Origin of the sequence: Pauljensenia sp. 27098_8_83 (genome assembly GCF_041432695.1) — a bacterium.
GTDB lineage: Bacteria > Actinomycetota > Actinomycetes > Actinomycetales > Actinomycetaceae > Pauljensenia.
Map to the genome: position 1 here is coordinate 48893 of NZ_JAPWAD010000002.1, position 25831 is coordinate 74723.

Here is a 25831-nt window from a genome sequence, read left to right on the forward strand (position 1 = left end):
GACATGGAGTCACGAGCACGACTCACGCCGATCGTTCAGGCCAATAGTGCGCGCGCTGCCGCTTGGCGAGTCTTCTTCGAGGCGTCCGGGCGCCTGCAAGGCATTCTCGAGACGCGCCTGAAGCGCACGTACGGCGTCTCTATGCCGGACTACAACATTCTGCTGGCGCTGTGGGAGGCCCCCGGCCACCGTCTGCGTATGGGGGAGCTCGCGGAGCGGGTCGTTTATTCTCCGTCTCGTGTCACCTACCTCGTCTCGAACCTCTCGCGCGACGGTTGGGTAGAGCGCATTCCGTCGCAGACGGACCGACGCGGGTATGACGCGTGCCTGACGACACAGGGCATTGAAACTGTGCTTGCTGCCACAGAGCTGCATCAGCAGACCGTCAGCGAGTACCTCCTTGATGGCATGACGGACGACGATATCGACGCAATTGCAAAGGTTTTCGCGACTCTCGACTCGCGTCTGCGGGACAGCGAAAACGAATCCTAGTTTCGATTGGCGCATGTCGACCACATCGTGTTAAGCTTCTACTCGCTTGCGGATCGCAACGGTTCGCATCGCTCACCTGCGCGGGTGGCGGAATAGGCAGACGCGCTAGCTTGAGGTGCTAGTCCTCATTTTACGAGGGTGGGGGTTCAAGTCCCCCTCCGCGCACGAGATGCCCCGGGGCCGAAAGGCTCCGGGGTTTTCCATATCACCGACGAGGAGGCGCCGTGCGTATTGATATGTGGCTCGACACCTGCGATCCCTGGAGTTACTTGGGGCTGCGACACCTTCGCGCGGCTCTCGAGCAATTCGGCCGCCGTGACGAGGTTGGGGTCTACCTGCACGCTTTTCTGCTGGATCCCGAACTCGACACCCCCGTCGATAAGCCGCGCGTGGTGGCCCTTGTTGAATCAGGTGCCACAACACTCGAAGAGGTGCGCGAGTCCGACGAACGCATGCGCGCACTTGGTGCACGCGAGGGCATTCGTTTTGACTTCGACGACCTGATCATCGCGCCGACATCTCGTGCGCACCGCGTCATTGCGGCCGCCCACGACGCGGATATTGACGAGGATACGGTGGCGGGACCTGCCTCGCTACAGCTCAAGGTCGCTGAGGCAATCATGCGCGCACACTTCGAAATGGGTCTCGACATCTCCCACCCGGAGGTCCTTATCGGGTGTGCCCAGGACGTCGGCATGCCCGCAGACCTTGCAGCCCTCGCCGTTGAAGACGAAGAGTGGGCCTCTCGTGTCTATTCGGACTTCCAAATGGCGATGCACATGGGTGTCGCCACCGTCCCAACCTACGTCTTCGATGCCCAGTTCCTCGTCGATGGACATCAGACCACGACCGCATTCACAAACATCCTGGCCACCGCCTGGGAACAATCTCGAAAGGATCACGCATGAGCGAGCAGAGCGCCACCGCCTCGAACACGACTGGGGGAGCGCCCAGCCCGATGGATCTCGTCATGGAGTTCCACCGCACCTACTCCGTGCCGATTCGTTCCTTCGACGATCCGACGCTGTCCTACGATCGCCTTGACCTGCGCATGAGCCTCATTGCCGAAGAATTCGCTGAACTCGTTGGGGCCGTGTACGGCAAGCGTGCCCGCGCCATTATCGAGGCGGCAACCGCCGAGGCCGCTGGCGCTGATGACGGGCAGCGCGATGTTATCGAGGCTGCGGACGCCCTCGCGGACCTCGTCTACGTTATTTTCGGGATGGCGATTGAATCAGGAATGGATCTGGATTCGGTGCTGGCCGAGGTGCAGGCCTCGAACCTGTCGAAGCTGATGCCCGACGGATCTGTCAAGCTCCGTGAGGACGGGAAAGTCCTCAAGGGCCCCAACTTCTTCCCGCCGAATATCGCACGTGGACTCAGGATCGACGACTAGGAGGACCCGTTCAACGCGGACTAAAGTCCCTACCACGCGCGTTCGTGCCCGTCAGGTGACACAATAGACGCGGTCCACTCATAAGGAGGAAAGACATGGCACGCGTCGCAGTCATCGGCGGAGGTTACGGAGGCGTCACAGTCGCTAAGGGGCTCGATCCCCTCGCGGACGTTGTTCTCATCGAACAGAAGGACCAGTTCGTCCACCACGCGGCCGCGCTGCGTGCGGCGGTTGATACCGTCTGGGAAAACGCTATCTTCATGCCCTACACGAATCTCCTGAGCCGCGGCGAGGTTGTGCGTGGCACGGTTTCGCGCGTCGACGGCACGACAGTCCACGTCTTCGGACACGACCCGATCGAAGCCGACTACGTTGTCTTCGCCACCGGATCCACCTACCCCTTCCCGGCTAAGTACTCCTCGTACCGCTCCTCCGTTGCCAAGGCGCGCCTCGAGCAGCTGCACGAGAATCTGAGCCGCGCTCGCTCCGTCATGATCGTTGGCGGCGGCACCGTCGGCATCGAGTTGACCGGCGAGCTCGCCAACGCCTTCCCGGGCCTCGACATCACCATCGTCGAGTCTTCGGACCAGATTCTGGGCACCCCCGGCTACACGGACGCGCTGCGCGAAGAGATCAGCGAGCAGCTGGCCACGCTCGGCGTGCGTGTCGTCACCGGCTCTGAACTTGCCTACCTGCCGCCGCAGAACGTCGGCGACCTGGGCCACTTCATGGTGCAGACCAAGAACGGCGAGGTCATCGAGGCGGACCTGTGGTTCCAATGCTACGGCGCACGCGCTAACACGGGCTTCCTAATCGGCTCCGACTACGAGTCCGTCATGAACCCGAACGGCACCATCCGCGTGGATGCCACCATGCAGGTCGTCGACCACCCGAACGTCTACGCCGTGGGTGACCTGACCGACGTGCGCGAATCTAAGCGCGCTGATGCAGCACGCCAGCAGGCGCGCGTCGTCATCGCCAACATCACCGCCCAGATCGAGGGCGAGACACCTGACGCCCTGTATGAGCCGACCAAGGAATGGGTGATCCTGCCTCTCGGACCGAACATGGGAGCTTCCCAGCTGCTCGACGCAGACGGCCAGACCCGTATCCTGGGTGCCGATCAGACCGCCGAGATCAAGGGAACCGATCTCATGGTGTCCGTTATCCGTTCGCAGCTCAACCTTCCCTGATAAAGTGCGGCGTCTCACGGTAGAATGAGTGCCATGACTGGAGATCCTCGCCGCGCGCTGACGCGCTTGCTGAACGCCTTCGAGAACCACTTCGACATCGCCCGCGATGGAGACGAGGCCGACGACGCCGCGCTCGAAGCAGCCGAGTTGGCGCTGCGCGACGCGTTCTTCACCTACGACGACATTCTGTTCACTCAGCTCGGGGTCGAGTTGCCGTTCGACATCCTCGATGATTCCGATGAGGATGACGAGGACGACGACTCGGATTACGAGGACGACGACTCCGACTTCGGGAATGACGACGACGATGAGGATGATGACGATTTCATCGAAGTTGACGACTGAGTAGCGTCCCGGATGCTCAAATAGACGGGTGGGGCCCGAACCATGCGGTTCGGGCCCCACCCGCATATTGCAGTTCACATGACGGCGTGTTCTCGTCTACGACACCGATGCCGCGCGCCCAGCAGGGATCAGCATTGACGGATAGGCTACTGCGCGGCGACCTCGGTGAGCACCTGACGAATTGGTGCTGGCAGCGGCTCCGAATAGTCGAGGAGCGTATCGAGCTGACGGAGGGTACGCGGCCCAACCAGCGCGGAACTCACTCCGGGGAAGTCGCGTACCCATGCCAGTGCGACATCGCCAGTTGAACGTTCCAGCCCTGCCGCAGCGCGAGCGGCCGCCTCGATGACTGTCCTCGGATGACCCTCCAGGTAGGGCTCGACCATATGACGCAGATGTGGCGACGCCGCGCGCGAATCAGCGGGAGTCGTGTGACGATACTTACCCGTCAGGGCGCCGCCGGCCAACGCCGAAGCGGCGATGACGCCGACGCCTCGGCTCGACAGCTCGACGATTGTCTGGGACGCAGACGCATTCGCCAACGAAAAGGGGGCCTCGACAACAGCCATCGGAGCACACGCACCCAACATCCCGCGCGTGACAGCCTCTGCAAGCTCCCAGTGGGATGCACGTGATAAGCCAATATAGCGGGCTCGGCCGGAGCGGTGCGCAAGCGTCGCGGCTTCGAGAGTCTCCTCAAGCGGGACTTCGGGGCGCGGCTCGACGAGCCACACATCGACGTAATCCGTGTCGAGCCTCGCGAGGGCGTCGTCGAGGCTCCGCAGCAGATCGCCGCGGCCTGCGGCGCTGACCCACGCGCCTTCTCCGGCGCGTCGAACCGCGCCCCGCCAAACGAGTGCGACGCGGTGTCGGCCGATGCTCGACAATCCTTCCGATAGGACGTCAACGGCCGTGCCATCACCGTGTGCTGGGGAGCACTCGACGAGGTTGCCGCCAGCGTCGACGAACGCCTTGAGCATGTCGTGGGCCTCGGGCCCATCGGTGTCGCGTCCCCATGTGAGGGTGCCCAATCCGAGTGCGGACAGGTAGAGCCCGCTGCGTCCGCATTGCTTCAGTTCCATGCCTCTAGCCTAGCCGAGTCCGCGCCAGCCACTGCGCGTGTTGGCGCGGCATCGGGGGAGTGGTTCCACCAAACAGCGGACACAGCGAGCGCACGCCACACCAGTTGCACAAAGGATTCTTGCGTGGTGTGAACGAGTCATGCTCAATGTCGTGTTCGATACGGTCCCAGAGGCGGTCGATCTGGCGCTCGAAATCGTGGATCTCGTCTGCCGTGGGATCCAGCGTGATCACCTGCCCCGCACGCAGGTACACGAGCTGCATACGCGAGGGGAGAACCTGCGTACGTGCGAGCAGAAGAGCATAGAAGCGCATCTGATAGAGCGCCTCTCCTACGTAACGCGCTCCGGGGGCCTTTCCTGTCTTGTAGTCGACGACGCGCAGCCGTCCGTCCGGAGCTTGATCAACGCGGTCGATAAAGCCGAGCAGACGCACACCGCGCTCGGTCGTCGTGGTGACCCTCTGCTCGCGCGCTGCTGGGGCGATCCACTGGGGCTGCTCGATCGCGAAATAGCTGTCGATGAGCGCGCGGGCATCATCAAGCCACGCCTGTCGGTCGGCATCGTCTGTAAAGAGCGCGGCAACCTCGGGGTTCTTGGCTGCGAATGCCTGGTATTGAGGCTCCACCTGCGCGCGGGCATTCTGCGGTGTCCGATCGGATGGATCGAGGGCGAAGAGCTCCTCGAGCACCGCGTGGACGACCGTACCCAGGGCCTTCGCGCGAGTCTCCGGCTCCCGATACCCGTCTAGGACATGGAGCCGGTACTGCAGCGGGCAGCGCTCGTATTCTTTTGCGCGCGACGCGGAAAGCGCAGGATCCCACGTGCGAGGTTCAGGAGAGGGAGCGATCAGGTCTGTCATGAATACCACGCTAACCCCTGGCACCGTCATCTGTGTCCTGCCATGGGCGCAGGTGGTGGTTAGCGGTATCCTTTACGTAATGTCTATTCAACGTAATACTTCGATATCGGCCACTGATTTCGGTCAGCCCACCCGCCGAGGCCCGCTTGCCGAGGGTGACCGCGTTCAGGTTCGTGACCCCAAGGGGCGCTTCCACCAAGTCATCCTCGTCAGCGGTGGTCGTTTCCAATCCAACCGCGGTGGCTTTAACCATAACGACGTTATTGGCCGTCCTGACGGTCAGGTGATTGTCACTGAAGAAGGCCGCCAGTTCCAGATTCTGCGCCCCCTTCAGGTCGACTATGTGATGTCAATGCCCCGCGGCGCAGCCGTCGTCTACCCGAAGGATGCCGGCGTGATCACCCACATGGGTGACATTTTCCCAGGTGCAACCGTCGTCGAGGCTGGTGCGGGCTCCGGTGCCCTCTCGATGGCACTTCTCGATGCAGTCGGCCCGCAGGGGCATCTCATTTCGGTGGAACGTCGCCAGGACTTCGCCGACATCGCGGCTGCTAACGTCGACCTGTGGTTCGGCCGTCGCCATCCTGCGTGGGACTTGCGCGTTGGAGACGTTGACGAGATCCTGTGGTCGGCTGAGGCTGGCAGCGTTGACCGCATCGTCCTCGACATGCTGGCTCCCTGGGAGAACATCGAAGCCATCACGCATGCCCTGATTCCGGGCGGCGTCCTCGTGTGCTACGTCGCAACCGTGACGCAGATGTCTCGCCTCGTCGAGGATCTGCGTGCGTCTGCGCGTTTCACCGATCCGATCGCGTGGGAGGATATGCGCCGCGAGTGGCACCTCGATGGTCTCGCTGTGCGCCCCGAGCACCGCATGGTTGCCCACACCGGTTTCCTTGTTATTACCCGCCTTCTTGCGCCCGGCGTCACGCCACAGGAGCGTTCGACGCGGCCGGCGAAGGCCGCCGAGGGCCAGGGAGGCGCGTGGGATGACGAGCAGGACTGGAGCCTCGAAAAGGTCGGTCAGCGCGTCAACTCGGAGAAGAAGGTGCGCAAGGTGCGTCGCGACGTCGTCGCTCAGGCGGACACATGGGCATCGGAAGGACGCGAGGGCGCGACCGATGAGTGAGGCTACTGATCGCGAGTCCCTGCAGCGGCGTCTGATCTCCCTGGAGGAGAAGAACGGCCGCCTGACGAGTGCGCTGACAACGGCGCGCACCGAGCTGATCCGCCTGCAGGGGGAGCTGGCCGACGTGTCGCGTCCCCCGCAGACGCTGGCTACTTTTGTGCGTGCTTTCCCTTCGTCGCGTCAGATCGAGGTCGTGAGCGCTGGCAAGCGAATGCGCGTTGCCGCGTCGCCAAAGCTCGACGTGACGGATCTGTCCTACGGGCAGTGGGTGCGCCTCGACGATACGTCGATAGCTGTCGCTGCCGATGATTTTCCGCGTAGTGGACAGGTGGTCTCCGTCCTCGAACTGGTCGGCACAGATCGTGTTCTTGTGGCCACTGAAGGCGGTGCTGAGACTCTCCTCGAGCTTGCCGGTCCGCTGCGTCACGGCAATCTTCGACCTGGCGACTCCCTCGTCGTTGATGCACGTGCCGGGATCGCGTTTGAACGCATCGTGCGCGAGGACGTCGAGCAGCTGCTGACCCCCGAGGTCCCCGATGTCACGTATGAGGACATCGGCGGTCTCGACGATCAGATCGCGCAGGTACGCGACTCGATTGAGATGCCTTTCAACCACCCCGAGCTCTATCGCCAGTTTGGGCTTCGCCCGCCCAAGGGTATTCTCCTGTACGGTCCTCCGGGATCGGGCAAGACCCTGATCGCGAAGGCGGTTGCTAACTCGCTCTCCAAGCGAGGGGGAGCCTCGACGTTCTTCCTGTCCATCAAGGGTCCCGAACTGCTCAACAAGTTCGTCGGTGAGACGGAGCGCCAGATTCGCGCGATCTTCGCTCGCGCGCGCACCCTTGCGGCTGGCGATACCCCCGTCGTTATCTTCTTCGATGAGATGGAGGCACTGTTCCGCACGCGTGGGACGGGCGTATCCTCGGACGTCGAAACGATGATTGTCCCGCAGCTACTCGCAGAGATGGATGGCGTTGAATCGCTCGATAACGTCGTGATCATCGGAGCATCCAACCGCGCGGACATGATCGATCCCGCGGTGTTGCGACCTGGGCGCCTCGACGTGCGTATCCGTGTGGATCGTCCTGACCGCGCGGGAGCACTCGACATCTTCTCCAAGTACCTGACCCCGCAGGTGCCCATCCACGCCTCGGAAATCGAGCGTTTCGGTGGCATCAACGAGGCCGTGGCGGGGATGAGCCAGCGCGCTGTCGATGCGCTCTACGCACGCAATGAGACGACCGCACTCTTCCTCGCAACACTCGTGAATGGCGACCACAAGCGCATCTACCTGTCCGACCTCGTGTCCGGTGCGCTCATTGCCGGGATCGTTGAGCGCGCCAAGAAGTATGCGATCAAGGACGCGCTGACGGGAGCTTCGTGTGGTCTGAGCATGGAGCACCTTCTGCGTGGCGTCCATGAAGAGATGAACGAGTCATTGGAGCTTGCCGCCACGTCATCGCCGGAAGATTGGGCCCGCACGAGTGGCCTCGCCCCCGAAATCGTGAATGTGAAGCCGATTGGAACAGTGAAATGAGCAGCGAACGCATTATCGGTACCGAGACCGAGTATGGCGTCTACCGTCCTGGCGACGCGTGGGCAAATCCGATTGCTCTGTCGACGACAGTCGTGACCACCTACGGTGAGATCAGCCGCACGGGTACTCCCGCGCAGGGGGCTGGTGTCGTGCGGTGGGACTATACGGGTGAGGATCCGCTGAACGATCTGCGCGGCATGCGTATGTCGCGTGCGGCCGTTGATCCCTCGCTTCTCACCGACGATCCGTACCACCTCGCACCATCGGGAGGCTCTGAGCGCGTTGCTCGCCCCACGGCGGAGGAGCTGGCACTTCCCGCCGCCACGACAGCCGTCTTGACGAACGGCGCACGGCTCTACGTCGATCACGCCCACCCCGAGTACTCCGCCCCGGAGACGATCGGTGCACGCGATGCTCTGCTGTGGGATCGCGCAGGCGAAGTGATCGCGCAGCGCGTGATGGCACGCCTGGAGCAACAGGGTGAGGAACCGATCGTCCTCGTCAAGAACAACACCGACGGCAAGGGAGCCGCCTACGGAACGCACGAGAACTACCAGATGCCTCGCATCACCGATCTCGACGCGATCGTCCGTGGGCTGACGCCCTTCATGGTGACCCGCCCGGTGATCTGCGGAGCGGGCCGCGTGGGACGCGGGCAGAAGAGCGAGGTGCCCGGTTTTCAGATGTCGCAGCGCGCGGACTTCGTCGAAAACGAGGTCGGCCTCGAGACGACCTTCAACCGCCCGATCGTCAATACGCGCGATGAGCCCCACGCGAACCCCGCGCAATTCCGTCGCCTCCACGTGATCGGCGGCGATGGCAACATGTTCGATGTGTCAGCCTTCCTCCGTTTTGGTACGACTTCCCTCGTCCTGTGGGCGATCGAGCAGGGCACCGACCTGCGCTGGGATTCGCTCGTCATGGACGATCCTGTCCAAGAGACCTGGAACGTGTCCCACCACCCCGATCTCGACTACAAGGTTGGAACGGCTGGCGGCGCCTACACGGCAGCCGAACTTCAGCAGGTATACCTGGACCTCGTGCTGGACACCTTCGAGGAAACGGGAACGACGCCCACAGCCGCCGACCAGGAAATCCTCACCCTGTGGCAGTCGGTTGTGGATCGCATGAGGGCCGATCTCTTCTCCGTGGCCACCGAGGTCGAGTGGGTCGGTAAATACCAGCTCATCAAACGTCAGAAGGAACGCGCGAACCTCGACTGGAGCGATCCTCGTCTCGCTGCGATTGACCTGCAGTGGTCAGACCTGCGTCCCAGCCACGGCCTCGTCTATCGTCTGGCGAAGGCCGGCATGGTGACGCGCCTGGTCACAGACGCGGAGGTCGAACGCGCTGCCGACGTTGCACCAACCAACACACGTGCCCACGTGCGAGGATGGGCAGTCGCCAACCGCCGCGATCTTGTGAAGGCCTCGTGGACCTCGCTTGTCTTCGATCCCGGTGAAGGAGACTTGGTCCGTTTCCCGATTGCAGATGCACGCGACACGTCCACCCGATAATTGACGAAAGAAAGAAGAACGAACTATGTCGAATCAGATTTTCGCAGGCGGCCCCACCCCCGAGGACGACGTCACCGAGGTCGGCGGCCAGATCCAGGCCCGTACTTCGTCGATCGACTCTCTCCTCGACGAAATCGACTCCGTTCTGGAAACCAACGCGGAAGCATTCGTTCAGGGCTTCGTCCAGAAGGGTGGCCAGTGAGGTGAGGCGTCGAGTTTTCGGCATCGAAACCGAGTACGGACTCACCGCAGCATCGCCCAGCGGCACCAAGCCGATGGACGCCGAGCACGCCGCACGCCAGCTGTTCGAGCCACTCCTGCACCAGGGCCGTTCCTCGAATCTCTTCCTGCGCAACGGCGGGCGCCTGTACCTCGATGTTGGTGCGCACCCGGAGTATGCGACCGCCGAATGTGATCGGCTTGAGGACCTCCTCGAGCAGGATCGCGCGGGTTCTACCATGCTCGCCGACCTTGCGACGCAGGCTGACAATGCACTATCCGAGCTTGGTACGGATCTGCGTCTGCATCTCTTCCGCAACAACCTCGACTCGCAGGGCAACTCTTACGGCTGTCACGAGAACTACCTCCTGCACCGTCGCCGCGACTTCCGCCAGGTCGCCGATGCACTCGTCGCCTTCTTCGTGACGCGTCAGATCCTGGTTGGAAACGGGTGGATCAATACCGCCACGGCGACCCCACGGCTTCAGTTCTCCCAGCGTGCCGATCAGATGTGGGATGCCGTCTCATCCGCGACGACGCGCTCGCGCCCGATCATCAACACCCGTGACGAGGCATTGGCTGATTCCGGTGCATACCGCCGGATGCACGTGATCGTCGGCGACACGAACGTCGCAGAGCCCACTACAGCCCTCAAGGTCGGCATGACCGAACTGCTTATCCACGCAATTGAGGACGGCCTTCGCATTGAAGATCTGGCGCTCGCCGATCCGATGCGCGCCATTCGCGAGGTGAACGCTGATCTGAGCGGATCGGCAGCCATTGAGCTAGCCAACGGCAGGATGACGACCGCCGTCACCATGCAGCGCGAGATCCGAGACCGTGTCTTGTCACGCATTCCTGTCTCCGAGCTTGACCCGTTGCGCGCCTACGTCGTCGATCTGTGGGGCAGGGGCCTCGACGCGATTGCGAGCGGGGACTGGAGTGGCATCGACACCGAGCTCGACATTGCGATCAAGCACAAGCTGCTCGCCTCTTACTGCGCACGCAGCGGTGCCACGCTCGCAGATCCGCGCGTCGCTCGACTCGAGCTCTCCTACGCCGAGATCACGGCGGATGGCCTACGCGACCGGATGGAGAGTGCGGGGCTCATGCGACGCCTGACAACCGCCGAGGGTGTTCGCCGTGCACAGACAGTTGCACCGGCGACGACACGAGCAACCCTGCGCGGACGTATTATCGCCGCCGCCGAGGACGCGCGAGCCGATCTGAGCGTCGACTGGGTGCACGTGCGCCTCGACGAATCCCAGACGATTCCGCTGTCACTGCAGGACCCGCTGGCTACGACGGACCCACGCGTCGATGCCCTCATCGCGCAGATTGACGCGTCGTCTCCTACGATTCCCGCATGAGCACCGAGTCGTCATCGCCCGATTCGCCTTCCACGCGCCGCGTGAGAGGCTCATCGCAGCGCGCCGCCGCGCGTGCTTCTCGCTCGCAAGGGGCCTCGCGCGGTGGGTTGTTTCTACGTATCGGCCTGGCCCTCACATTGATCCTCGTGGGTGGCGGCCTCACGTGGTGGGTGTTTGCCCCCTCTTCGCGTACGGAGACGGTACCGGGCGCAGAAGCGAGCGCCCAGTCGACGACGCTTCCCTTGTTCGATCGTGTGGCGGTCTCGGGACGCGTGGGGGCCACACCGACAATTGACATCAAGGCACCGCTGGAAGTCGATGGCTTCAAGGCTCGCGTCATCGAAGAAGGCAGCGGTCGCGAGATCACGGAAGGCTCTCCCGTCCTCGTCTCGATCACAGCCTTTGATGGGACAAACGGACGTATGCTCTCCGAGTCCGGTCGTCCACAGATGAGCCTCGGGATCGTTGGATCGGATCAGATTAGCTCAGACCTCGCCATGCTGGTGACCGGCAAGCGTGAGGGGTCGCGTATCCTTGCCTTCCGCACCGTCGCCATGGGGGATGGCTCTCCTAACACCATGGAAATCGACGTCGTCGATATTCTTCCCTCCATCGCCACCGGTACGTCAGTCGATGCTACCGTCGGCCCGATGAGTGTCGAAATGAGCCCGGAGGGGCCACTCATCAGTCATATTGCGACGCTCCCCGGCGGCGTGACGACACAGACCCTCATGAAGGGCGATGGCGTTCAGGTTCACGAGGGTGACCGGGTTGTCGCTCAGTTCACCGTTCTCGGTTGGACCGACGGCGTCGTCCGCGTCAACACCTGGGAAACGGGTGTGCCAGCCGTGGTGAATCTCAACACCGCGATGAAGGGCCTTGCGAATGCGCTCGTTGATCAAAAAGTCGGCTCGCGCCTAGCGATCACGATCCCGCCGGACCTCGCCGCGGGCGATGACACCCTGTGCGTTGTTATCGATATTCTCGGCACTGAGCCGGGTTCGGCCACGGCAGGGGATAACGCGCCTCAGTCCTGATCGCTCATCCCGTGAGAGCCACCGGGCAGGAGCCTCGCAGCGTGTGGGACACTGGGAGACATGCTGAGATGGATGACCGCCGGAGAATCGCACGGACCCGCACTGATCGCCACGATTGAGGGGCTTCCTTCAGGGTTGCATGTGACGACGGATGATCTACGACGCGCATTGGCACGCCGTCGCCTCGGATACGGGCGTGGTGCCCGCCAAAAGTTCGAGGCGGACGAGGTGTCCATCCTGGCTGGTGTCCGCCACGGTGTCACCACCGGCGCTCCTGTCGCTCTTCGTATCGGTAATTCCGAATGGCCGAAGTGGGAGACGGTGATGAGCGCGGATCCCGTGGATCCTTCCGCCCTGCTGATTGACGCAGGAACAGGCGACGAGCGCGAGATTGCTCGAAACCGACCGTTGACGAGGCCTCGTCCCGGTCATGCGGATCTTCCGGGCATGCTCTCCTACGATCTGGCCGAGGCCCGTCCGGTCCTTGAGCGTGCGAGTGCGCGTGAGACAGCAGCACGTGTCGCCCTCGGCGTTCTTGCCGAGGCGCTCCTGGATCAGGTTGCGGGCGTGGGCCTCGTCTCCCATGTGGTCTCCGTTGGTGGCCAACGCGCCACGGCAAGCGTTCTTCCTACGCCCGCCGATGAGGCGGCCCTCTGCGAGGCATCGATGCGCGCGCTCGACCCGGCCGATAACGCCCGTTTCGAGGCAGCCGTCGATGCTGCCAAACACGCGGGTGACACGATCGGTGGCGTTGCCGAGGTTATCGCCTACGGTGTTCCCGTTGGCCTGGGTACTCACGTGAGTGCTCGTGAACGCCTCGACGCGCGCCTGGCGGCGGCCCTCATGTCGATCCAGTCCGTCAAGGGCGTCGAGATCGGCGATGGTTTCGCGCAGGCGGCGCTGCTCGGATCGCAGGCCCATGACGAGATCGTGCACGGACCCGACGGCCACCTGACTCGTACGTCTAACCACGCGGGTGGGATCGAGGGCGGGACCTCCAACGGTTCGCCGATCATCGCGCGAGCCGCGTTCAAGCCCATTTCAACCGTGCCTCGTGCCCTGCGCAGCGTGGATCTGGCAACCGGCGAAGAGGCCGTTGGCTTGCACCAGCGTTCCGATACGTGCCAAGTCGTTCCCGGTGCCGTGATCGCTGAAGCCGAGGTTGCGCTCGTTCTCGCTGACGCGCTCTTCGAACATGCTGGTGGGCGCTCTGTGAAAGAGATGCGACGCAATCTGGAGGCTTACCTGAGCGTCGTGGGGGAGCGCGCATGAGTGCTCAGGGCCCCGTCGTCCTCGTGGGGCTGCCCGGCGCGGGTAAATCCAAGGTTGGGCGCCTGCTTGCCGAGCGGATGGGCGTTGACCACATCGATACAGACGCCCTCGTCGTTGAGCGCGAAGGCCGTCCGATCGCTGACATCTTCGCCACCGACGGAGAAGCGGCTTTTCGCGTGATGGAGACCGAAGCGGTCGCCGATGCGCTCACGCACGATGCCGTCGTGTCCCTGGGCGGGGGAGCGGCAGCGACTCCCGCCGTTCGGGAGCTCCTATCCGGGCACACGGTCGTCTACATTGACGCTCCCCACGAGGAGCTCGTTCGTCGCACCGCCTCGAAGACGCATCGGCCGCTGCTGGCGAAGGACCCGTCCGGGACGCTTGCGCGCCTGCGCACCGAGCGCGAGCCTCACTACCGATCCGTCGCCACCATCGTCGTCGAGTCAGGGCCTGGTCCCGTCGACGACGTCGTCACCGCCATAGCCCAGCAGTTGGAGCATGCATGAGCACGATTATCCGCGTCACTGGAGAACGCCCCTCGACTATTACTGTCGGACACGGGCTCGGCTTCGAGCCGATCTACGAGGCCCTCGACGAGGCCGCGACGAAGGCGCTCATCATTCACGCGCGTCCTCTCGCTCACCGAGCCGAGGCCCTGGCGCAGTACCTGCGTGACCAGGGGATCGAGGCCTCAACTGCCGACCACCCCGATGCCGAGGCTGGCAAGTCATTCGAGGTTGTTGCGTCCCTGTGGGACGAGTGCGGTCGTCTCCAGCTCGGACGTAAAGACGCGATCGTCGCCATGGGCGGGGGAGCGACCACTGACATGGCCGGTTTCGTCGCTGCTACGTGGCTGCGAGGTATCACCCTCATCAACGTACCGACCACGCTTCTTGCCATGGTGGATGCCGCGGTCGGCGGAAAAACCGGCATCAACACATCGATCGGCAAGAACCTCGTTGGTTCGTTCTATCCGGCAACCTCCGTGGTTGCCGATATGGATCTCCTCGAGAGCCTGCCCACACCCGATCTGGCGGCCGGTGCCGCCGAGGTCATTAAGTGCGGCTTCATCGCCGACCCGGAGATTTTGCGCATCGTCGAGGATACGGAACCGAGCGAGCTTCTGCGATCGAACAGCCCGCAGCTTGCTGAGATCACCACCCGCGCGATCGCAGTTAAGGCCCGCGTCGTGTCCGCAGACCTCACCGAGGGCGGCCTGCGCGAAATCCTCAACTACGGACACACCCTCGCGCACGCCATCGAGCGCGCGAACGACTACACCTGGCGCCACGGCGATGCGGTGGCGGTCGGCTGCTGCTTCGCGGCGCGCCTGGCCCAAGCCCGAGGGCTGCTCAGCGCTGACGACGTTTCTCGCCACGACTGGCTTTTCTCACGCGTCGGGCTGCCGACTCGCTACGAGGGAAGCACTCTCGACGAGCTCACCCACATCATGCTCTCCGATAAGAAGGTACGACGCGGAATCCTGCGTTTCGTCCTCCTCGACGGCATCGCAAATCCCGGGACGGTCTCCGTCGATCCGCAGGAGCTGCAGGCCCCCGCGTCTCAGATCGGCATTCGCGCATGAGCCTTATCGTGTTGATCGGAGTGACTGGCTCCGGCAAAACCACCGTTGGACGCGAGCTCTCCCGCCGCTACGAATTGCCGCTGTACGAGGTCGACGAGGCCGTCGAGGCACGCCTGGGTGCGTCGATGCGCACCCTCGTGGTCGGACGCGATCCGCGCCTGGCCACCACAGCACGCGAAGAAGCCGACCGGCTCCTTGGTCTCGACGAGGGCATTGTCACGCTCGGTGCCTCTCAGCCACTCGACCCAGCCACTGCCTCGTCGATCGAGCGGGCGCGCGCAAACGGCGCGTTCGTCATCGAGCTCAGCGCCGACCTTTCGGCGGTATCACGCCGAGAAGGCCTCGGCGCTCCGCGCTCGGTCGGCCTGGGTGCACCCCGCGCCGTGCTGACCCAGCTCATGAAACAAGCCCGCGAGGCATACGCCTCCGTGGCCGACACAACAGTGGATACGAGTGACCGCACCCCGCAAGAAGTCGCGGATTTGGTCGCACGCGCGTGTAAACTGACCCCTGATTACTGATTCCTTCTCAAGTGAGGTACCCCTGTGGCAACGACCAATGATCTGAAGAACGGCCTGGTTATGGTGATCGACGGCCAGCTCTGGCAGGTTGTCGAATTCCAGCACGTCAAGCCCGGCAAGGGCCCGGCCTTCGTGCGCACCAAGATCAAGAACGTCCTGTCCGGCAAGACCGTCGACAAGACCTTCAACGCGGGCCTGAAGATCGAGACCGCGACCGTCGACCGTCGCGACATGACGTACCTGTACCAGGACGGCACCGACTACGTCTTCATGGACCAGTCCACCTACGAGCAGATCAACGTTCCCGCCGAGACCGTGGGCGATGCCCGCAACTTCATGGTCGAGAACCAGGACGTCATCGTCTCCCAGCACGACGGCACCGTCCTCTTCGTCGAGCTGCCCGCGACCGTCGTCCTGACGATTACGCACACCGAGCCCGGCCTGCAGGGCGATCGCTCCTCCGCCGGCACCAAGCCTGCGACCCTCGAGACCGGCTACGAGATTCAGGTTCCCCTCTTCATGGAGGAAGGCACCCGCGTCAAGGTTGACACCCGCGACGGCTCATACTCGGGTCGCGTGACCGAGTAATGTCGAAGCAGCACCGCTTCACCTCGCGCACCAAGGCCCGCAAGCGCGCGGCCGACGTTGTTTACGAGGCCGACCAGCGCGGCATGGGGTCCAACCCCGACGTGCTGCGCGACCTTCTGCGCGAGCGCCGCGTCATCACCGCGGCTCAGACTCCGCTCCCGGAGTTCTCGATCCAGATCATCGCCGGTGTCGCGGATAATCTGCGCCGCATCGACTCGCTGATTTCCGCGCACGCCCGCGTGCCCGGCCTGGATCGGATCGCCGCCGTTGACCTCGCGGTCATGCGCGTGGCGGTGTGGGAGATGCTCGAGAACGACGAGGTGTCGCCGATCATCGTTATCGACGAGGCCATTTCGATCGTCCGCTCGATCTCGACCGACACCTCACCGTCATTCGTCAATGCAGTTCTCGACGCGATCCGTAAGGACCTCGAGTCTCCCGCGTGGTCGCGCCGCACCTCCGAAGAGGAAGAGATCCGTCAGTCCGATGGGCATGGCGTTTCTCCCGACGAGGCAGTCCCCGCGCAGGAGGCACCTGCGCGTTCGCTGCCTGCCGGTGCACAGCCACTCGATGGTGTCAACGTCGACGACGAGCTCGATGAGCTCCTTGAGGAGTACTGAGCATTCGCCTCAGATAAGACCGTGGGGCCGACTCTCGTTTAGGGAGTCGGCCCCATTTGTTATGCCTTCGCGGCACGTTCCCCACGGTGCCCGGTTGTGCGCCATCGTGGGAAACTGTTGCAGATACGTGTCGGGGCAGGATCACTATGATCCTGCCCCGATTGTCTTCGCGTTTAGAGCGAGAGCCTAGTGGTGCGGACATCCCAGAATTCAGGGCCGTCAACGACGACCTCAAAGGTCCACTCGCCGGGCAGCTGCGCGATCTGAGCGAGCAGCGGACGGGGGAGGTGGGGGGCGCGGATGATGAAGGCTTCTCCCGCGTTCATCGACTGCGCAGCTCCGAGAACGGCAGCGTGACGCAGGCGGTGGGGGATAGCGGTCGCATCAATGGTCGGCTCGGGGAGATCGTGCTCGCCGCAGCCACAGCCGCCGCCGCGAACCCCGGGCTGGGGCAGTTGTTCGATGGTCATGGGGTGGCCTTTCTGTCGGAAAGTTTCATAGGTACCGTTGGCGCATATCGAATTTTACCGGGATAACCCCTTTCATTGCAGTGCTAACGGTACGCGTGTTGTCATGGGAGACGTAATACCCGGTAGGGGTATATGCCAATACCCCTACCGGGTATTACCCGAATCTCGGATCGGCGCTTGTATGCTCACCCCACCGGCCCACACAGGTCCGCGACTTCACCGGATGCACGCCTATTCGCGCTAGCCACGTGGGGTTTCACACGTGGAGGCATCACACCCTTACCTGATGACGGGCGTAGGATGGAACTACGACAGATCCTTTAATGACCGTCCCGTGAGGCGGGGAAGGAGTGCGCGTGGCCGAAGTGCACGCAGATCGCGCATCGCGCGGCAAAGAAGTATTGGGAGTTGGCGACGTCGCACGCTCCCTGACACGCATCGCCTATGAGATCGTTGAACGCAATGGCGGCAGCGATAACCTCGTCATCGCAGGTATCCCGACGCGGGGTGCGACTCTCGCGCGACGGCTTGTCAATCGAATCAAAGAGGTTTCCGGCACCTATGCCGAACTCGCAATCATCGACACCACGATGTACCGCGACGACCTCGCCTCGCAGCCGCTGAGGGCTCCGAAAGAGACCCTGGTGCCTCGCACCGGTATTAACGGCAAGACCGTCGTCCTCGTCGACGACGTCCTGTACACGGGCCGCACCATTAAGGCTGCCCTCGATGCTCTCACCCGTATCGGCCGCCCCGCGGCCGTTCAGCTCGCCGTTCTCATTGATCGAGGACACCGTGAGCTCCCCATTCGCCCGGATTACGTCGGTAAAAACCTGCCGACCTCCCGCGACGAAACCGTCACTATTCTGCTCGACGAAACAGACGGGCGCGACGGCGTCCTTCTCGGGAAAGGCCTGTAAACGATGAGCTTGAATCATCTCATTTCGATCCGCGACCTGACGCGCGAGGAGGCGATTCTAATCCTCGATACGGCGGAGCAGATGGCCTCGACGCAACGTCACGGTGTGAAGAAACTTCCTACGCTTCAGGGCAAGACCGTCGTCAACCTGTTTTTCGAGGATTCCACCCGCACTCGCATCTCTTTCGAGACTGCAGCCAAGCGCCTGAGCGCTGACGTCATCAACTTCCAGTCGCGCGGATCGTCTGTGTCGAAGGGCGAATCGCTCAAGGACACCGCGCTGACGCTCGAGGCCATGGGCGCGGACGCAGTCATCGTGCGTCATTCGTCCTCGGGTGCGGCTCACCGTCTTGCGCACGCCGGCTGGATGAACCTCCCGGTCCTCAATGCCGGTGACGGCACCCACCAACACCCGACGCAGGCACTCCTCGACGCCATGACGCTGCGGCGCCACTACGCTCCCTCGCTTGGCGAGGACGGTGCACCGATCCAGGGGTCGGGCCTCGACGGCGCGCACGTCGTCATCGTCGGCGATGTGCTCCACTCGCGCGTGGCGCGCTCGAACGTCGATCTGCTAACACTCCTCGGCGCGCGCGTCACCCTCGTTGCCCCTCCGACGCTGCTGCCCATTGGCGTCGAGACGTGGAACTGCGAGACTTCCTACAACTTCGATGAAGCCCTAGCGAGCGGCCCTGATGCGGTCATGATGCTGCGCGTGCAGCGCGAGCGTATGTCGAGCGCAGGCGGCGGTTTCTTCCCTTCGCCTGGTGCCTACCACGCTGAATACGGTCTCACACCCGCCCGCTTTGCGACGCTGCGTCCTAACGCTGTCGTCATGCATCCGGGTCCCATGAACAGGGGCCTCGAAATCTGCGCTGAGGCAGCCGACTCAGACCAATCTGTCATCGTCGAACAGGTGTCCAACGGCGTCTGCATCCGCATGGCTGCCCTCTACCTGCTCCTCGCTTCGGAAGGACACAGCAATGACTGAACAGACCCGTGACATCCTCATCACCGGGGCTTCGCTCCTGGGCGGGGAGCCGACCGACGTTGCGCTGTCGGGCGGCACGATCGTCGCCATCGGCGCGGATGCCCGCAACAGTGTGCGCGACCCCCGCGTCATCGACGCCGAGGGACTCATCGCCCTGCCGGGCCTCGTTGACATCCACACCCACCTGCGCCAGCCCGGCGGTGAAGACGCCGAGACCGTTTTCACCGGCACCCGCGCTGCTGCGGTCGGCGGCTACACGGCCGTTCATGCAATGGCGAACACCACGCCCACACAGGATACGGCCGCCATCGTCGATCAGGTACTGCGCCTGGGAGAGGAGGCCGACTGGGTGGAGGTACGCCCCGTTGGTGCGGTCACCAAGGGTCTGGAAGGAAAACATCTGGCATCGATCGGCTCAATGGCCCGTTCGCGTTCCAAGGTGCGCGTTTTCTCCGACGATGGCAAGTGTGTATCCGATCCCGTCCTCATGCGTCGTGCGTTGGAGTACGTCAAGGGTTTTGGCGGCGTCATCGCCCAGCACAGTCAGGATCCTGCCCTCACCGAAGGCGCTCAGATGAATGAGTCGACGCTGTCGGGTGAGCTCGGTCTAGCAGGCTGGCCTGCCGTCGCCGAAGAAGCAATCATCGCGCGCGACATCCTGCTTGCCAAGCACGTAGGTTCACGCCTGCATGTGTGCCACCTGTCCACCGCGGGTTCGGTTGACCTCGTGCGTTGGGGCAAGGCCCAAGGCGTGGACATCACAGCTGAAGCAACGCCCCATCACCTGCTCCTCACCGAGCAGCTGGCGGCCACCTACGACCCGCTCTACAAGGTGAACCCACCGCTGCGCCGAGCTGAAGACGTGGAGGCCGTGCGCGAAGGCCTGGCCGACGGCACCATCGACTGCATCGGCACCGACCACGCACCCCATCCGCTCGAAATGAAGGACTGCGAGTGGCAGGCGGGTGCCTTTGGCATGACCGGCCTGGAAACGGCACTGCCGATCCTTATCGAGACGATGGTGAACACGGGACGCATGGACTGGACGGACATCGCTCGCGTCATGTCGACGGTTCCCGCGCGGATCGGCCGCGTTGAATCGCAGGGCCAGGGCCTCGTCGTCGGAGCACCCGCACACGTGACCCTCGTGGATGCGACCGTGCGCGTCACGGTCGATCCCGCCAAGCAGTGGACCCGCTCCACAAACTGCCCCTTCCGCGGTATGGAACTGCCCGGACAGGTGCGCTACACGATCTATGGCGGCGTCCCGACGGTCGTCGACGCCACCCCGATTGCCAAGGAGGACCGATGACCACGTCCGATATCGCCTTGCTCGTCCTGGAGGACGGCACCGTTTTCAAGGGACGTGCATGGGGCGCGTCCGGCCGCACGCTCGGCGAAATCGTTTTCTCCACCGGCATGACCGGCTACCAGGAGACGCTCACTGACCCCTCGTACCATCGCCAGATTGTCGTCATGACGGCTCCGCACATCGGCAACACCGGTGTGAATGACGAGGACCCCGAGTCCTCGCGCATCTGGGTCGCTGGCTTCGTCGTGCGCGACGCTGCACGCCGCGCCTCGAACTGGCGAGCACGCCGCGAACTGGAAGACGAGCTCGTCTCTCAGGGGATCGTTGGCATCGCCGACGTCGACACGCGTGCGATCACACGCCACATCCGCGAGCGCGGTGCCATGCGCGCCGGCATCTTCTCGGGTGACGCGCTGCCCGTGGGTGCACAGTACCTGGGCGAGGAGGCCGTGGCCTCGCTCGTGCGCATCGTCGCTGAGTCGCCCGCGATGAGCGGGGCGGCACTGGCCGCCGAAGTGTCGACTGACGAGACCTACGTGGTCGAGCCGCTCGGTGACTTCGAAGGCAAGGAACCCATCGCGCGCGTGGTGGCCGTCGACCTCGGCATCAAGTCGCGCACGCCCTACCATCTGGCTGCGCGCGGCGTTCGCGTGTACGTCGTTCCTTCCACAGCGTCTTTCGCCGATATTGAGGCGCTGAAGCCGGACGGCGTCTTCTTCTCCAACGGCCCGGGTGACCCGTCGACGGCCGACCACGAGATCGGTGTGCTACGCGCTGTCCTAGACGCGGGTATCCCATACTTTGGTATCTGCTTCGGGCACCAGCTGTTCGGCCGCGCCCTCGGGTACGGCACCTATAAGCTCAACTACGGTCACCGCGGCATCAACCAGCCGGTGAAGGACGTGGCCACGGGCCGCGTCGAAATCACCGCCCATAACCACGGTTTCGCGGTGGATGCTCCGGTGGGCGAACCGTCCGTCGCGCCCTTCGATTCGGGTCGATACGGCCGCGTCGAGGTCTCTCACATCGGCCTCAACGACGGCGTCGTCGAGGGCCTTCGAGCCCTGGACATCCCCGCTTTCTCCGTCCAGTACCACCCCGAGGCAGCTGCCGGCCCGCACGACGGCGAACTGCTGTTCGATCGCTTCATTACCCTGATGACCGCCGCTAAGGAGACCCACTGATGCCCCGCAGGAACGATCTGTCGTCCGTTCTCGTCATCGGATCGGGCCCCATTGTCATCGGTCAGGCATGCGAGTTCGACTACTCGGGCACGCAGGCATGCCGCGTCCTGAAGGAGGAGGGCCTGCGCGTCATCCTCGTTAACTCCAACCCGGCCACCATCATGACCGACCCGGGGATCGCGGACGCCACGTACGTCGAGCCGATCACCCCGGAGGTTGTGGCCTCGATTATCGAGAAAGAGCGTCCCGACGCGCTCCTGCCCACGCTCGGTGGCCAGACGGCTCTCAACACGGCCGTCGCCCTGTCCGAGATGGGTGTTCTCGAGCGCTTCAACGTCGAGCTTATCGGCGCGTCGATCGATGCGATCCGCGCGGGCGAGGACCGCGAAGAGTTCAAGGAGATCGTCGAGCGTTCAGGCGCCGAGGTCGCGCGTTCCTTCATCGCCCACACGATGGAAGAGTGCCACGCCGCGGCCGCTCAACTCGGTTACCCCCTCGTCGTGCGCCCCTCCTTCACCATGGGCGGCCTCGGCTCCGGTTTCGCTTACACCCCCGAGGACCTCGAGCGCATCGCGGGCCAGGGTCTTGCGGCGTCGATCACGACCGAGGTCCTGCTGGAAGAGTCGATCCTCGGCTGGAAGGAATACGAGCTTGAGCTCATGCGTGACAAGGCGGACAACGTCGTCGTCGTGTGCTCGATTGAAAACGTCGACCCGGTCGGCGTACACACGGGTGACTCGATCACGGTCGCCCCGGCGCTGACCCTCACCGACCGCGAGATGCAGCGCCTGCGCGACATCGGCATCGCCGTCATCCGCGCCGTCGGCGTCGACACCGGCGGCTGTAACATCCAGTTCGCGATCCACCCTGAGACCGGCCGCATCATCGTCATCGAGATGAACCCCCGTGTCTCGCGTTCCTCTGCTCTGGCTTCGAAGGCAACAGGCTTCCCGATTGCGAAGATCGCCGCTCGTTTGGCCACCGGCTACACGCTCGATGAGATTCCGAACGACATCACGGGCTCGACCCCGGCCTCGTTCGAGCCGACACTCGACTATGTCGTTGTCAAGGTTCCGCGTTTCACCTTCGAGAAGTTCCCCGCCGCCGACCCGACGCTCACCACCTCGATGAAGGCCGTGGGCGAGGCCATGGCAATCGGACGTTCCTACACCGAGGCCCTGCAGAAGGCCCTGCGCTCGATCGACAAGAGCGGCGTGCAGTTCCACTGGGATGGCGAAGCGCCCAGCCCCGAGGAGACCCGCGCACTCGTCGAGGCGGCGTCGGTTGGCACCGAGGGGCGTCTCGTCCAGGTTCAGCAAGCGATCCGAGGTGGTGCGACGCTGGAGGAGCTCTTTGAATCCACCAAGATCGATCCGTGGTTCCTCGACCAGATGTTCCTCCTCGATGAGGTCGCGACTCGCATCCGCGAGGCTGAGGCGCTCACGGGTGACGTCCTCGCCGAGGCGAAGCGCCACGGCTTCTCCGACCGCCAGATCGCAGCCATGCGTGGCCTATCGGAGGACACGGTGCGCGAAGTACGCGGCGCGTTCGGCATTCACCCGGTCTTTAAGACCGTCGACACCTGCGCTGCCGAATTCGCTGCTCGCACGCCCTACCACTACTCGACCTACGACCAGGAGAACGAAGTTCGTCCGCGTGAGCGCGAAGCCGTCATCATCCTGGGTGCAGGCCCCAACCGCATCGGTCAGGGCATCGAATTCGACTACTCGTGCGTGCACGCGGCCATGTCGCTGCGCGATCACTACGAGACCATCATGGTCAACTGCAACCCAGAGACGGTCTCGACCGACTATGACATCTCCGACCGCCTGTACTTCGAGCCGCTCACGCTCGAGGACGTGCTGGAAATTTACCGCGCCGAGTGCGAGGCGGGACCCGTCAAAGGCATGATCGTCCAGCTGGGCGGACAGACCCCGCTCTCGCTAGCTGCTGATCTCGAGCGCGCCGGCGTGCCGATCCTGGGCACGAGCCCGCGTGCCATTGACCTGGCCGAAGACCGCGAGGAGTTCGGCAAGGTTCTCGAAGCTGCTCACTGCCCGGCGCCCGCGCACGATACGGCGCACACGCCTGAGCAGGTCATCTCCGTCGCCGAAAAGGTCGGCTACCCAGTCCTCGTGCGTCCCTCCTTCGTGCTGGGCGGACGTGGCATGGCGATTATCAACGACGAGCCAGCGCTTCGCGACTACCTCGCAAGCCACGACTCCGAGCTGCTCTTCTCCCGCGGTCCGCTCCTCATTGACCGCTTCCTCGATGCGGCGATCGAGATCGACGTCGATGCCCTGTACGACGGTGAAGAACTCTTCATGGGCGCGATTATGGAGCACATTGAGGAAGCCGGTATTCACTCGGGTGACTCCTCCTGCGTCTTGCCTCCTATGACGCTGTCCGCACGCGAGCTCGAGCGCATCACGGCCTCGACGGAAGCGATCGCACGCGGCGTCGGCGTGCGCGGCCTCATTAACATCCAGTTCGCGCTGCTCTCCGACACCCTGTACGTCATCGAGGCAAACCCGCGCGCGTCGCGTACCGTCCCCTTCGCCTCAAAGGCAACCGGCGTTCAGCTGGCGAAGGCCGCAGCGCTCATCCAGGTCGGCGCGACGATCGCTTCGCTGCGCGAGCGGGGAATGTTGCCCGCCCACGATGCCCGCGAGATTCACGACGGTGGCTCGATCGCCGTCAAGGCTGCGGTCCTGCCTTTCAAGCGCTTCCGCACCGCAGGCGGCGAAATCGTCGATACCGTGCTCGGTCCTGAGATGCGCTCCACGGGTGAGGTCATGGGCATCGACCGCGATTTCCCGACGGCTTTCGCCAAGTCGCAGCTCGGTGCCTCGACCGATATGCCAACCTCCGGTACGGTCTTCATCTCGATCGCTGACACCGACAAACGCGCAATCGTCCTGCCGGCGGCTCGCATGCACGAGATGGGCTTCACCATCCTGGCAACCTCGGGCACCGCGTCCGTTTTGCGCCGCAACGGCATCGAAGCTCAGGCAGTCCGCAAATCGTCTGAGGGCCGCGGCGACGGGGGAGAGCCGACCGTCGTCGACCTCATCAACGAGGGGGCGATCGACATGGTCGTCAATACACCTCAGCGCAGCGCTCCGCGTAACGACGGGTACCAGATCCGCGCGGCTGCCGCCTCGCAAGACCGACCCGCTGTCACAACACTCCAGGCGTTCAATGCGATGGTGCAGGCCATCGAAGTTCGTATGCGCGGGGCATACTCCGTGCGTAGCTTGCAGGAATGGGACATTATCCGATCGGAGGAAACACGATGACCGCATCTGTTGTCAAGCCGACGTCTTCCGTCGGCTTTGGAGACCGCCTCTACACCGCCATGCGCACGTATGGGCCGGTATGCGTCGGTATCGATCCTCATGCCAGCCTCCTCAAAGAATGGGGACTTGACGACGACGCGAATGGTGTGCGAGAGTTCTCCCTCCGTGTCATCGAGGCACTCGGTGGACGCGTGGCCGCTTTCAAGCCTCAGGCCGCTTTCTTCGAACGGCATGGCTCGCATGGTGTTGCCGTCCTCGAAGAGGTTATCGCCGCATGTCGCGAGGTCGGCACTCTGTGCATCGTGGATGCCAAGCGGGGTGACATCGGCTCGACGATGGATGGTTACGCACATGCGTTCCTCTCTGATTCGTCGCCGCTTGCGGGAGACGCCGTGACTCTGTCGCCTTATCTCGGCGTCGGATCACTGACTCCGGCACTCGAGCTTGCACGTCAGACCGGCAGGGGAGTGTTCGTCCTCGCCCTCACCTCGAACCCTGAGGGCGCGTCCGTCCAGCACGCCCGCACCGCAGATGGAATCAGCGTTGCTGGTCATGTCGTGTCCCAACTGGCGGACTTTAACAGTCAGTGTGAGCAACAACACCTTGGTCCTGCTGGCATCGTCGTAGGCGCTACCGTCGGCGACGCTGTCAAGCGATTGGGCATTGATCTTGCGGCTCTCAATGGCGCTTTTTTGGCACCAGGAGTAGGCGCACAAGGCGCCGGTCCAGCGCAGGTCAGGGAGGTTTTCGCCGGAGCGACGGATGCTGTCCTCGCTTCGTCTTCGCGTGCAATCCTGCGTTCCGGCCCGGCCATTACCGGCCTTCGAGACGCCTACCGTGCGACGGTTGATTCGCTGCAATAATCTGCTGTGTTACTAAAGAAGCAGCGTTTTG

26 protein-coding genes and 1 tRNA gene are annotated in these 25831 nt (G+C 63.6%); 24 read left to right on the top strand and 3 right to left on the bottom strand.

The window, feature by feature from the left end:
* Positions 1-3: 3 nt before the first annotated feature.
* From O3656_RS01290 to O3656_RS01315, 6 genes are all read left to right on the top strand, one after another.
* Positions 4-492: a MarR family winged helix-turn-helix transcriptional regulator gene (locus tag O3656_RS01290; protein WP_500062254.1), complete on the top strand. Its 489-nt coding sequence runs from the start codon at positions 4-6 to the stop codon at positions 490-492.
* Between the two features lie 78 nt (positions 493-570).
* Positions 571-657: transfer RNA gene (locus tag O3656_RS01295), tRNA-Leu, on the top strand.
* A gap of 71 nt (positions 658-728) precedes the next feature.
* Positions 729-1400 carry a DsbA family oxidoreductase gene (locus tag O3656_RS01300; protein ID WP_500062386.1) on the top strand — a complete coding sequence of 224 codons (672 nt, stop codon included), beginning with the start codon at positions 729-731 and terminating at the stop codon, positions 1398-1400.
* A complete protein-coding gene (locus O3656_RS01305) occupies positions 1397-1888 on the top strand; it encodes a pyrophosphohydrolase domain-containing protein (RefSeq protein WP_500062255.1) in 492 nt (163 codons plus the stop codon). The genes O3656_RS01300 and O3656_RS01305 overlap by 4 nt, the downstream gene beginning before the upstream one ends.
* A gap of 95 nt (positions 1889-1983) precedes the next feature.
* Entirely contained in the window at positions 1984-3081 is a 1098-nt protein-coding gene (locus tag O3656_RS01310; protein WP_500062256.1) for an NAD(P)/FAD-dependent oxidoreductase, read from the top strand.
* 33 nt (positions 3082-3114) lie between these two features.
* Positions 3115-3426, top strand: coding sequence for a DNA primase (locus tag O3656_RS01315; protein ID WP_500062257.1), 312 nt, complete (start codon positions 3115-3117; stop codon positions 3424-3426).
* 146 nt (positions 3427-3572) lie between these two features.
* Here the strand turns inward: O3656_RS01315 and O3656_RS01320 are convergent, their stop codons facing one another.
* Together O3656_RS01320 and O3656_RS01325 are read right to left on the bottom strand one after the other, a co-directional pair.
* Positions 3573-4508, bottom strand: coding sequence for an aldo/keto reductase (locus O3656_RS01320; protein WP_500062258.1), 936 nt, complete (start codon positions 4506-4508; stop codon positions 3573-3575).
* A 4-nt stretch (positions 4509-4512) separates the two neighbouring features.
* Positions 4513-5367 carry a RecB family exonuclease gene (locus O3656_RS01325; protein WP_500062259.1) on the bottom strand — a complete coding sequence of 285 codons (855 nt, stop codon included), beginning with the start codon at positions 5365-5367 and terminating at the stop codon, positions 4513-4515.
* A gap of 79 nt (positions 5368-5446) precedes the next feature.
* Here O3656_RS01325 and O3656_RS01330 point away from each other — a divergent pair, with 79 nt between their 5' ends.
* Genes O3656_RS01330 through nusB form a run of 12 tightly spaced genes read left to right on the top strand, consistent with a single transcriptional unit; the run spans position 5447 to position 16762 of the window.
* Positions 5447-6496 carry a tRNA (adenine-N1)-methyltransferase gene (locus tag O3656_RS01330; RefSeq protein WP_500062260.1) on the top strand — a complete coding sequence of 350 codons (1050 nt, stop codon included), beginning with the start codon at positions 5447-5449 and terminating at the stop codon, positions 6494-6496.
* Positions 6489-8033 (top strand): proteasome ATPase, encoded by a 1545-nt coding sequence (gene arc, locus O3656_RS01335; RefSeq protein ID WP_500062261.1) that lies wholly within the window; start codon positions 6489-6491, stop codon positions 8031-8033. The genes O3656_RS01330 and arc overlap by 8 nt, the downstream gene beginning before the upstream one ends.
* Positions 8030-9550 (top strand): depupylase/deamidase Dop, encoded by a 1521-nt coding sequence (gene dop, locus O3656_RS01340; protein ID WP_500062262.1) that lies wholly within the window; start codon positions 8030-8032, stop codon positions 9548-9550. The genes arc and dop overlap by 4 nt, the downstream gene beginning before the upstream one ends.
* A 25-nt stretch (positions 9551-9575) precedes the next feature.
* Entirely contained in the window at positions 9576-9752 is a 177-nt protein-coding gene (locus tag O3656_RS01345; protein WP_500062263.1) for a ubiquitin-like protein Pup, read from the top strand.
* A gap of 1 nt (position 9753) precedes the next feature.
* On the top strand, positions 9754-11139 hold the full coding sequence (pafA, locus tag O3656_RS01350; RefSeq protein WP_500062264.1) for a Pup--protein ligase: 1386 nt from the start codon (positions 9754-9756) through the stop codon (positions 11137-11139).
* Positions 11136-12176 (top strand): FKBP-type peptidyl-prolyl cis-trans isomerase, encoded by a 1041-nt coding sequence (locus O3656_RS01355; RefSeq protein WP_500062265.1) that lies wholly within the window; start codon positions 11136-11138, stop codon positions 12174-12176. Before pafA ends, O3656_RS01355 begins: the two co-directional genes overlap by 4 nt.
* Positions 12177-12236: 60 nt before the next feature.
* Positions 12237-13448 carry a chorismate synthase gene (gene aroC, locus O3656_RS01360; RefSeq protein WP_500062266.1) on the top strand — a complete coding sequence of 404 codons (1212 nt, stop codon included), beginning with the start codon at positions 12237-12239 and terminating at the stop codon, positions 13446-13448.
* A complete protein-coding gene (locus tag O3656_RS01365; RefSeq protein WP_500062267.1) occupies positions 13445-13954 on the top strand; it encodes a shikimate kinase in 510 nt (169 codons plus the stop codon). The genes aroC and O3656_RS01365 overlap by 4 nt, the downstream gene beginning before the upstream one ends.
* Positions 13951-15033 (top strand): 3-dehydroquinate synthase, encoded by a 1083-nt coding sequence (aroB, locus tag O3656_RS01370; RefSeq protein WP_500062268.1) that lies wholly within the window; start codon positions 13951-13953, stop codon positions 15031-15033. The genes O3656_RS01365 and aroB overlap by 4 nt, the downstream gene beginning before the upstream one ends.
* A complete protein-coding gene (locus tag O3656_RS01375; protein ID WP_500062269.1) occupies positions 15030-15554 on the top strand; it encodes a shikimate kinase in 525 nt (174 codons plus the stop codon). Before aroB ends, O3656_RS01375 begins: the two co-directional genes overlap by 4 nt.
* A 24-nt stretch (positions 15555-15578) precedes the next feature.
* Positions 15579-16142 (top strand): elongation factor P, encoded by a 564-nt coding sequence (gene efp / locus O3656_RS01380; protein ID WP_009055954.1) that lies wholly within the window; start codon positions 15579-15581, stop codon positions 16140-16142.
* On the top strand, positions 16142-16762 hold the full coding sequence (nusB, locus tag O3656_RS01385) for a transcription antitermination factor NusB (RefSeq protein WP_500062270.1): 621 nt from the start codon (positions 16142-16144) through the stop codon (positions 16760-16762). Before efp ends, nusB begins: the two co-directional genes overlap by 1 nt.
* Before the next feature lie 173 nt (positions 16763-16935).
* Here the strand turns inward: nusB and O3656_RS01390 are convergent, their stop codons facing one another.
* Positions 16936-17232: a DUF2249 domain-containing protein gene (locus tag O3656_RS01390; protein WP_500062271.1), complete on the bottom strand. Its 297-nt coding sequence runs from the start codon at positions 17230-17232 to the stop codon at positions 16936-16938.
* A gap of 356 nt (positions 17233-17588) precedes the next feature.
* Here O3656_RS01390 and pyrR point away from each other — a divergent pair, with 356 nt between their 5' ends.
* Genes pyrR through pyrF form a run of 6 tightly spaced genes read left to right on the top strand, consistent with a single transcriptional unit; the run spans position 17589 to position 25800 of the window.
* A complete protein-coding gene (gene pyrR, locus O3656_RS01395; protein ID WP_500062272.1) occupies positions 17589-18152 on the top strand; it encodes a bifunctional pyr operon transcriptional regulator/uracil phosphoribosyltransferase PyrR in 564 nt (187 codons plus the stop codon).
* 3 nt (positions 18153-18155) lie between these two features.
* On the top strand, positions 18156-19142 hold the full coding sequence (locus O3656_RS01400) for an aspartate carbamoyltransferase catalytic subunit (RefSeq protein ID WP_500062273.1): 987 nt from the start codon (positions 18156-18158) through the stop codon (positions 19140-19142).
* Positions 19135-20454 carry a dihydroorotase gene (locus tag O3656_RS01405; RefSeq protein WP_500062274.1) on the top strand — a complete coding sequence of 440 codons (1320 nt, stop codon included), beginning with the start codon at positions 19135-19137 and terminating at the stop codon, positions 20452-20454. Before O3656_RS01400 ends, O3656_RS01405 begins: the two co-directional genes overlap by 8 nt.
* On the top strand, positions 20451-21638 hold the full coding sequence (gene carA, locus O3656_RS01410; protein WP_500062275.1) for a glutamine-hydrolyzing carbamoyl-phosphate synthase small subunit: 1188 nt from the start codon (positions 20451-20453) through the stop codon (positions 21636-21638). The genes O3656_RS01405 and carA overlap by 4 nt, the downstream gene beginning before the upstream one ends.
* Positions 21638-24937 carry a carbamoyl-phosphate synthase large subunit gene (carB, locus tag O3656_RS01415; protein WP_500062276.1) on the top strand — a complete coding sequence of 1100 codons (3300 nt, stop codon included), beginning with the start codon at positions 21638-21640 and terminating at the stop codon, positions 24935-24937. Before carA ends, carB begins: the two co-directional genes overlap by 1 nt.
* Positions 24934-25800, top strand: a complete 867-nt coding sequence (gene pyrF / locus O3656_RS01420; RefSeq protein ID WP_500062277.1) for an orotidine-5'-phosphate decarboxylase — start codon at positions 24934-24936, stop codon at positions 25798-25800. Before carB ends, pyrF begins: the two co-directional genes overlap by 4 nt.
* Positions 25801-25831 lie beyond the last annotated feature (31 nt).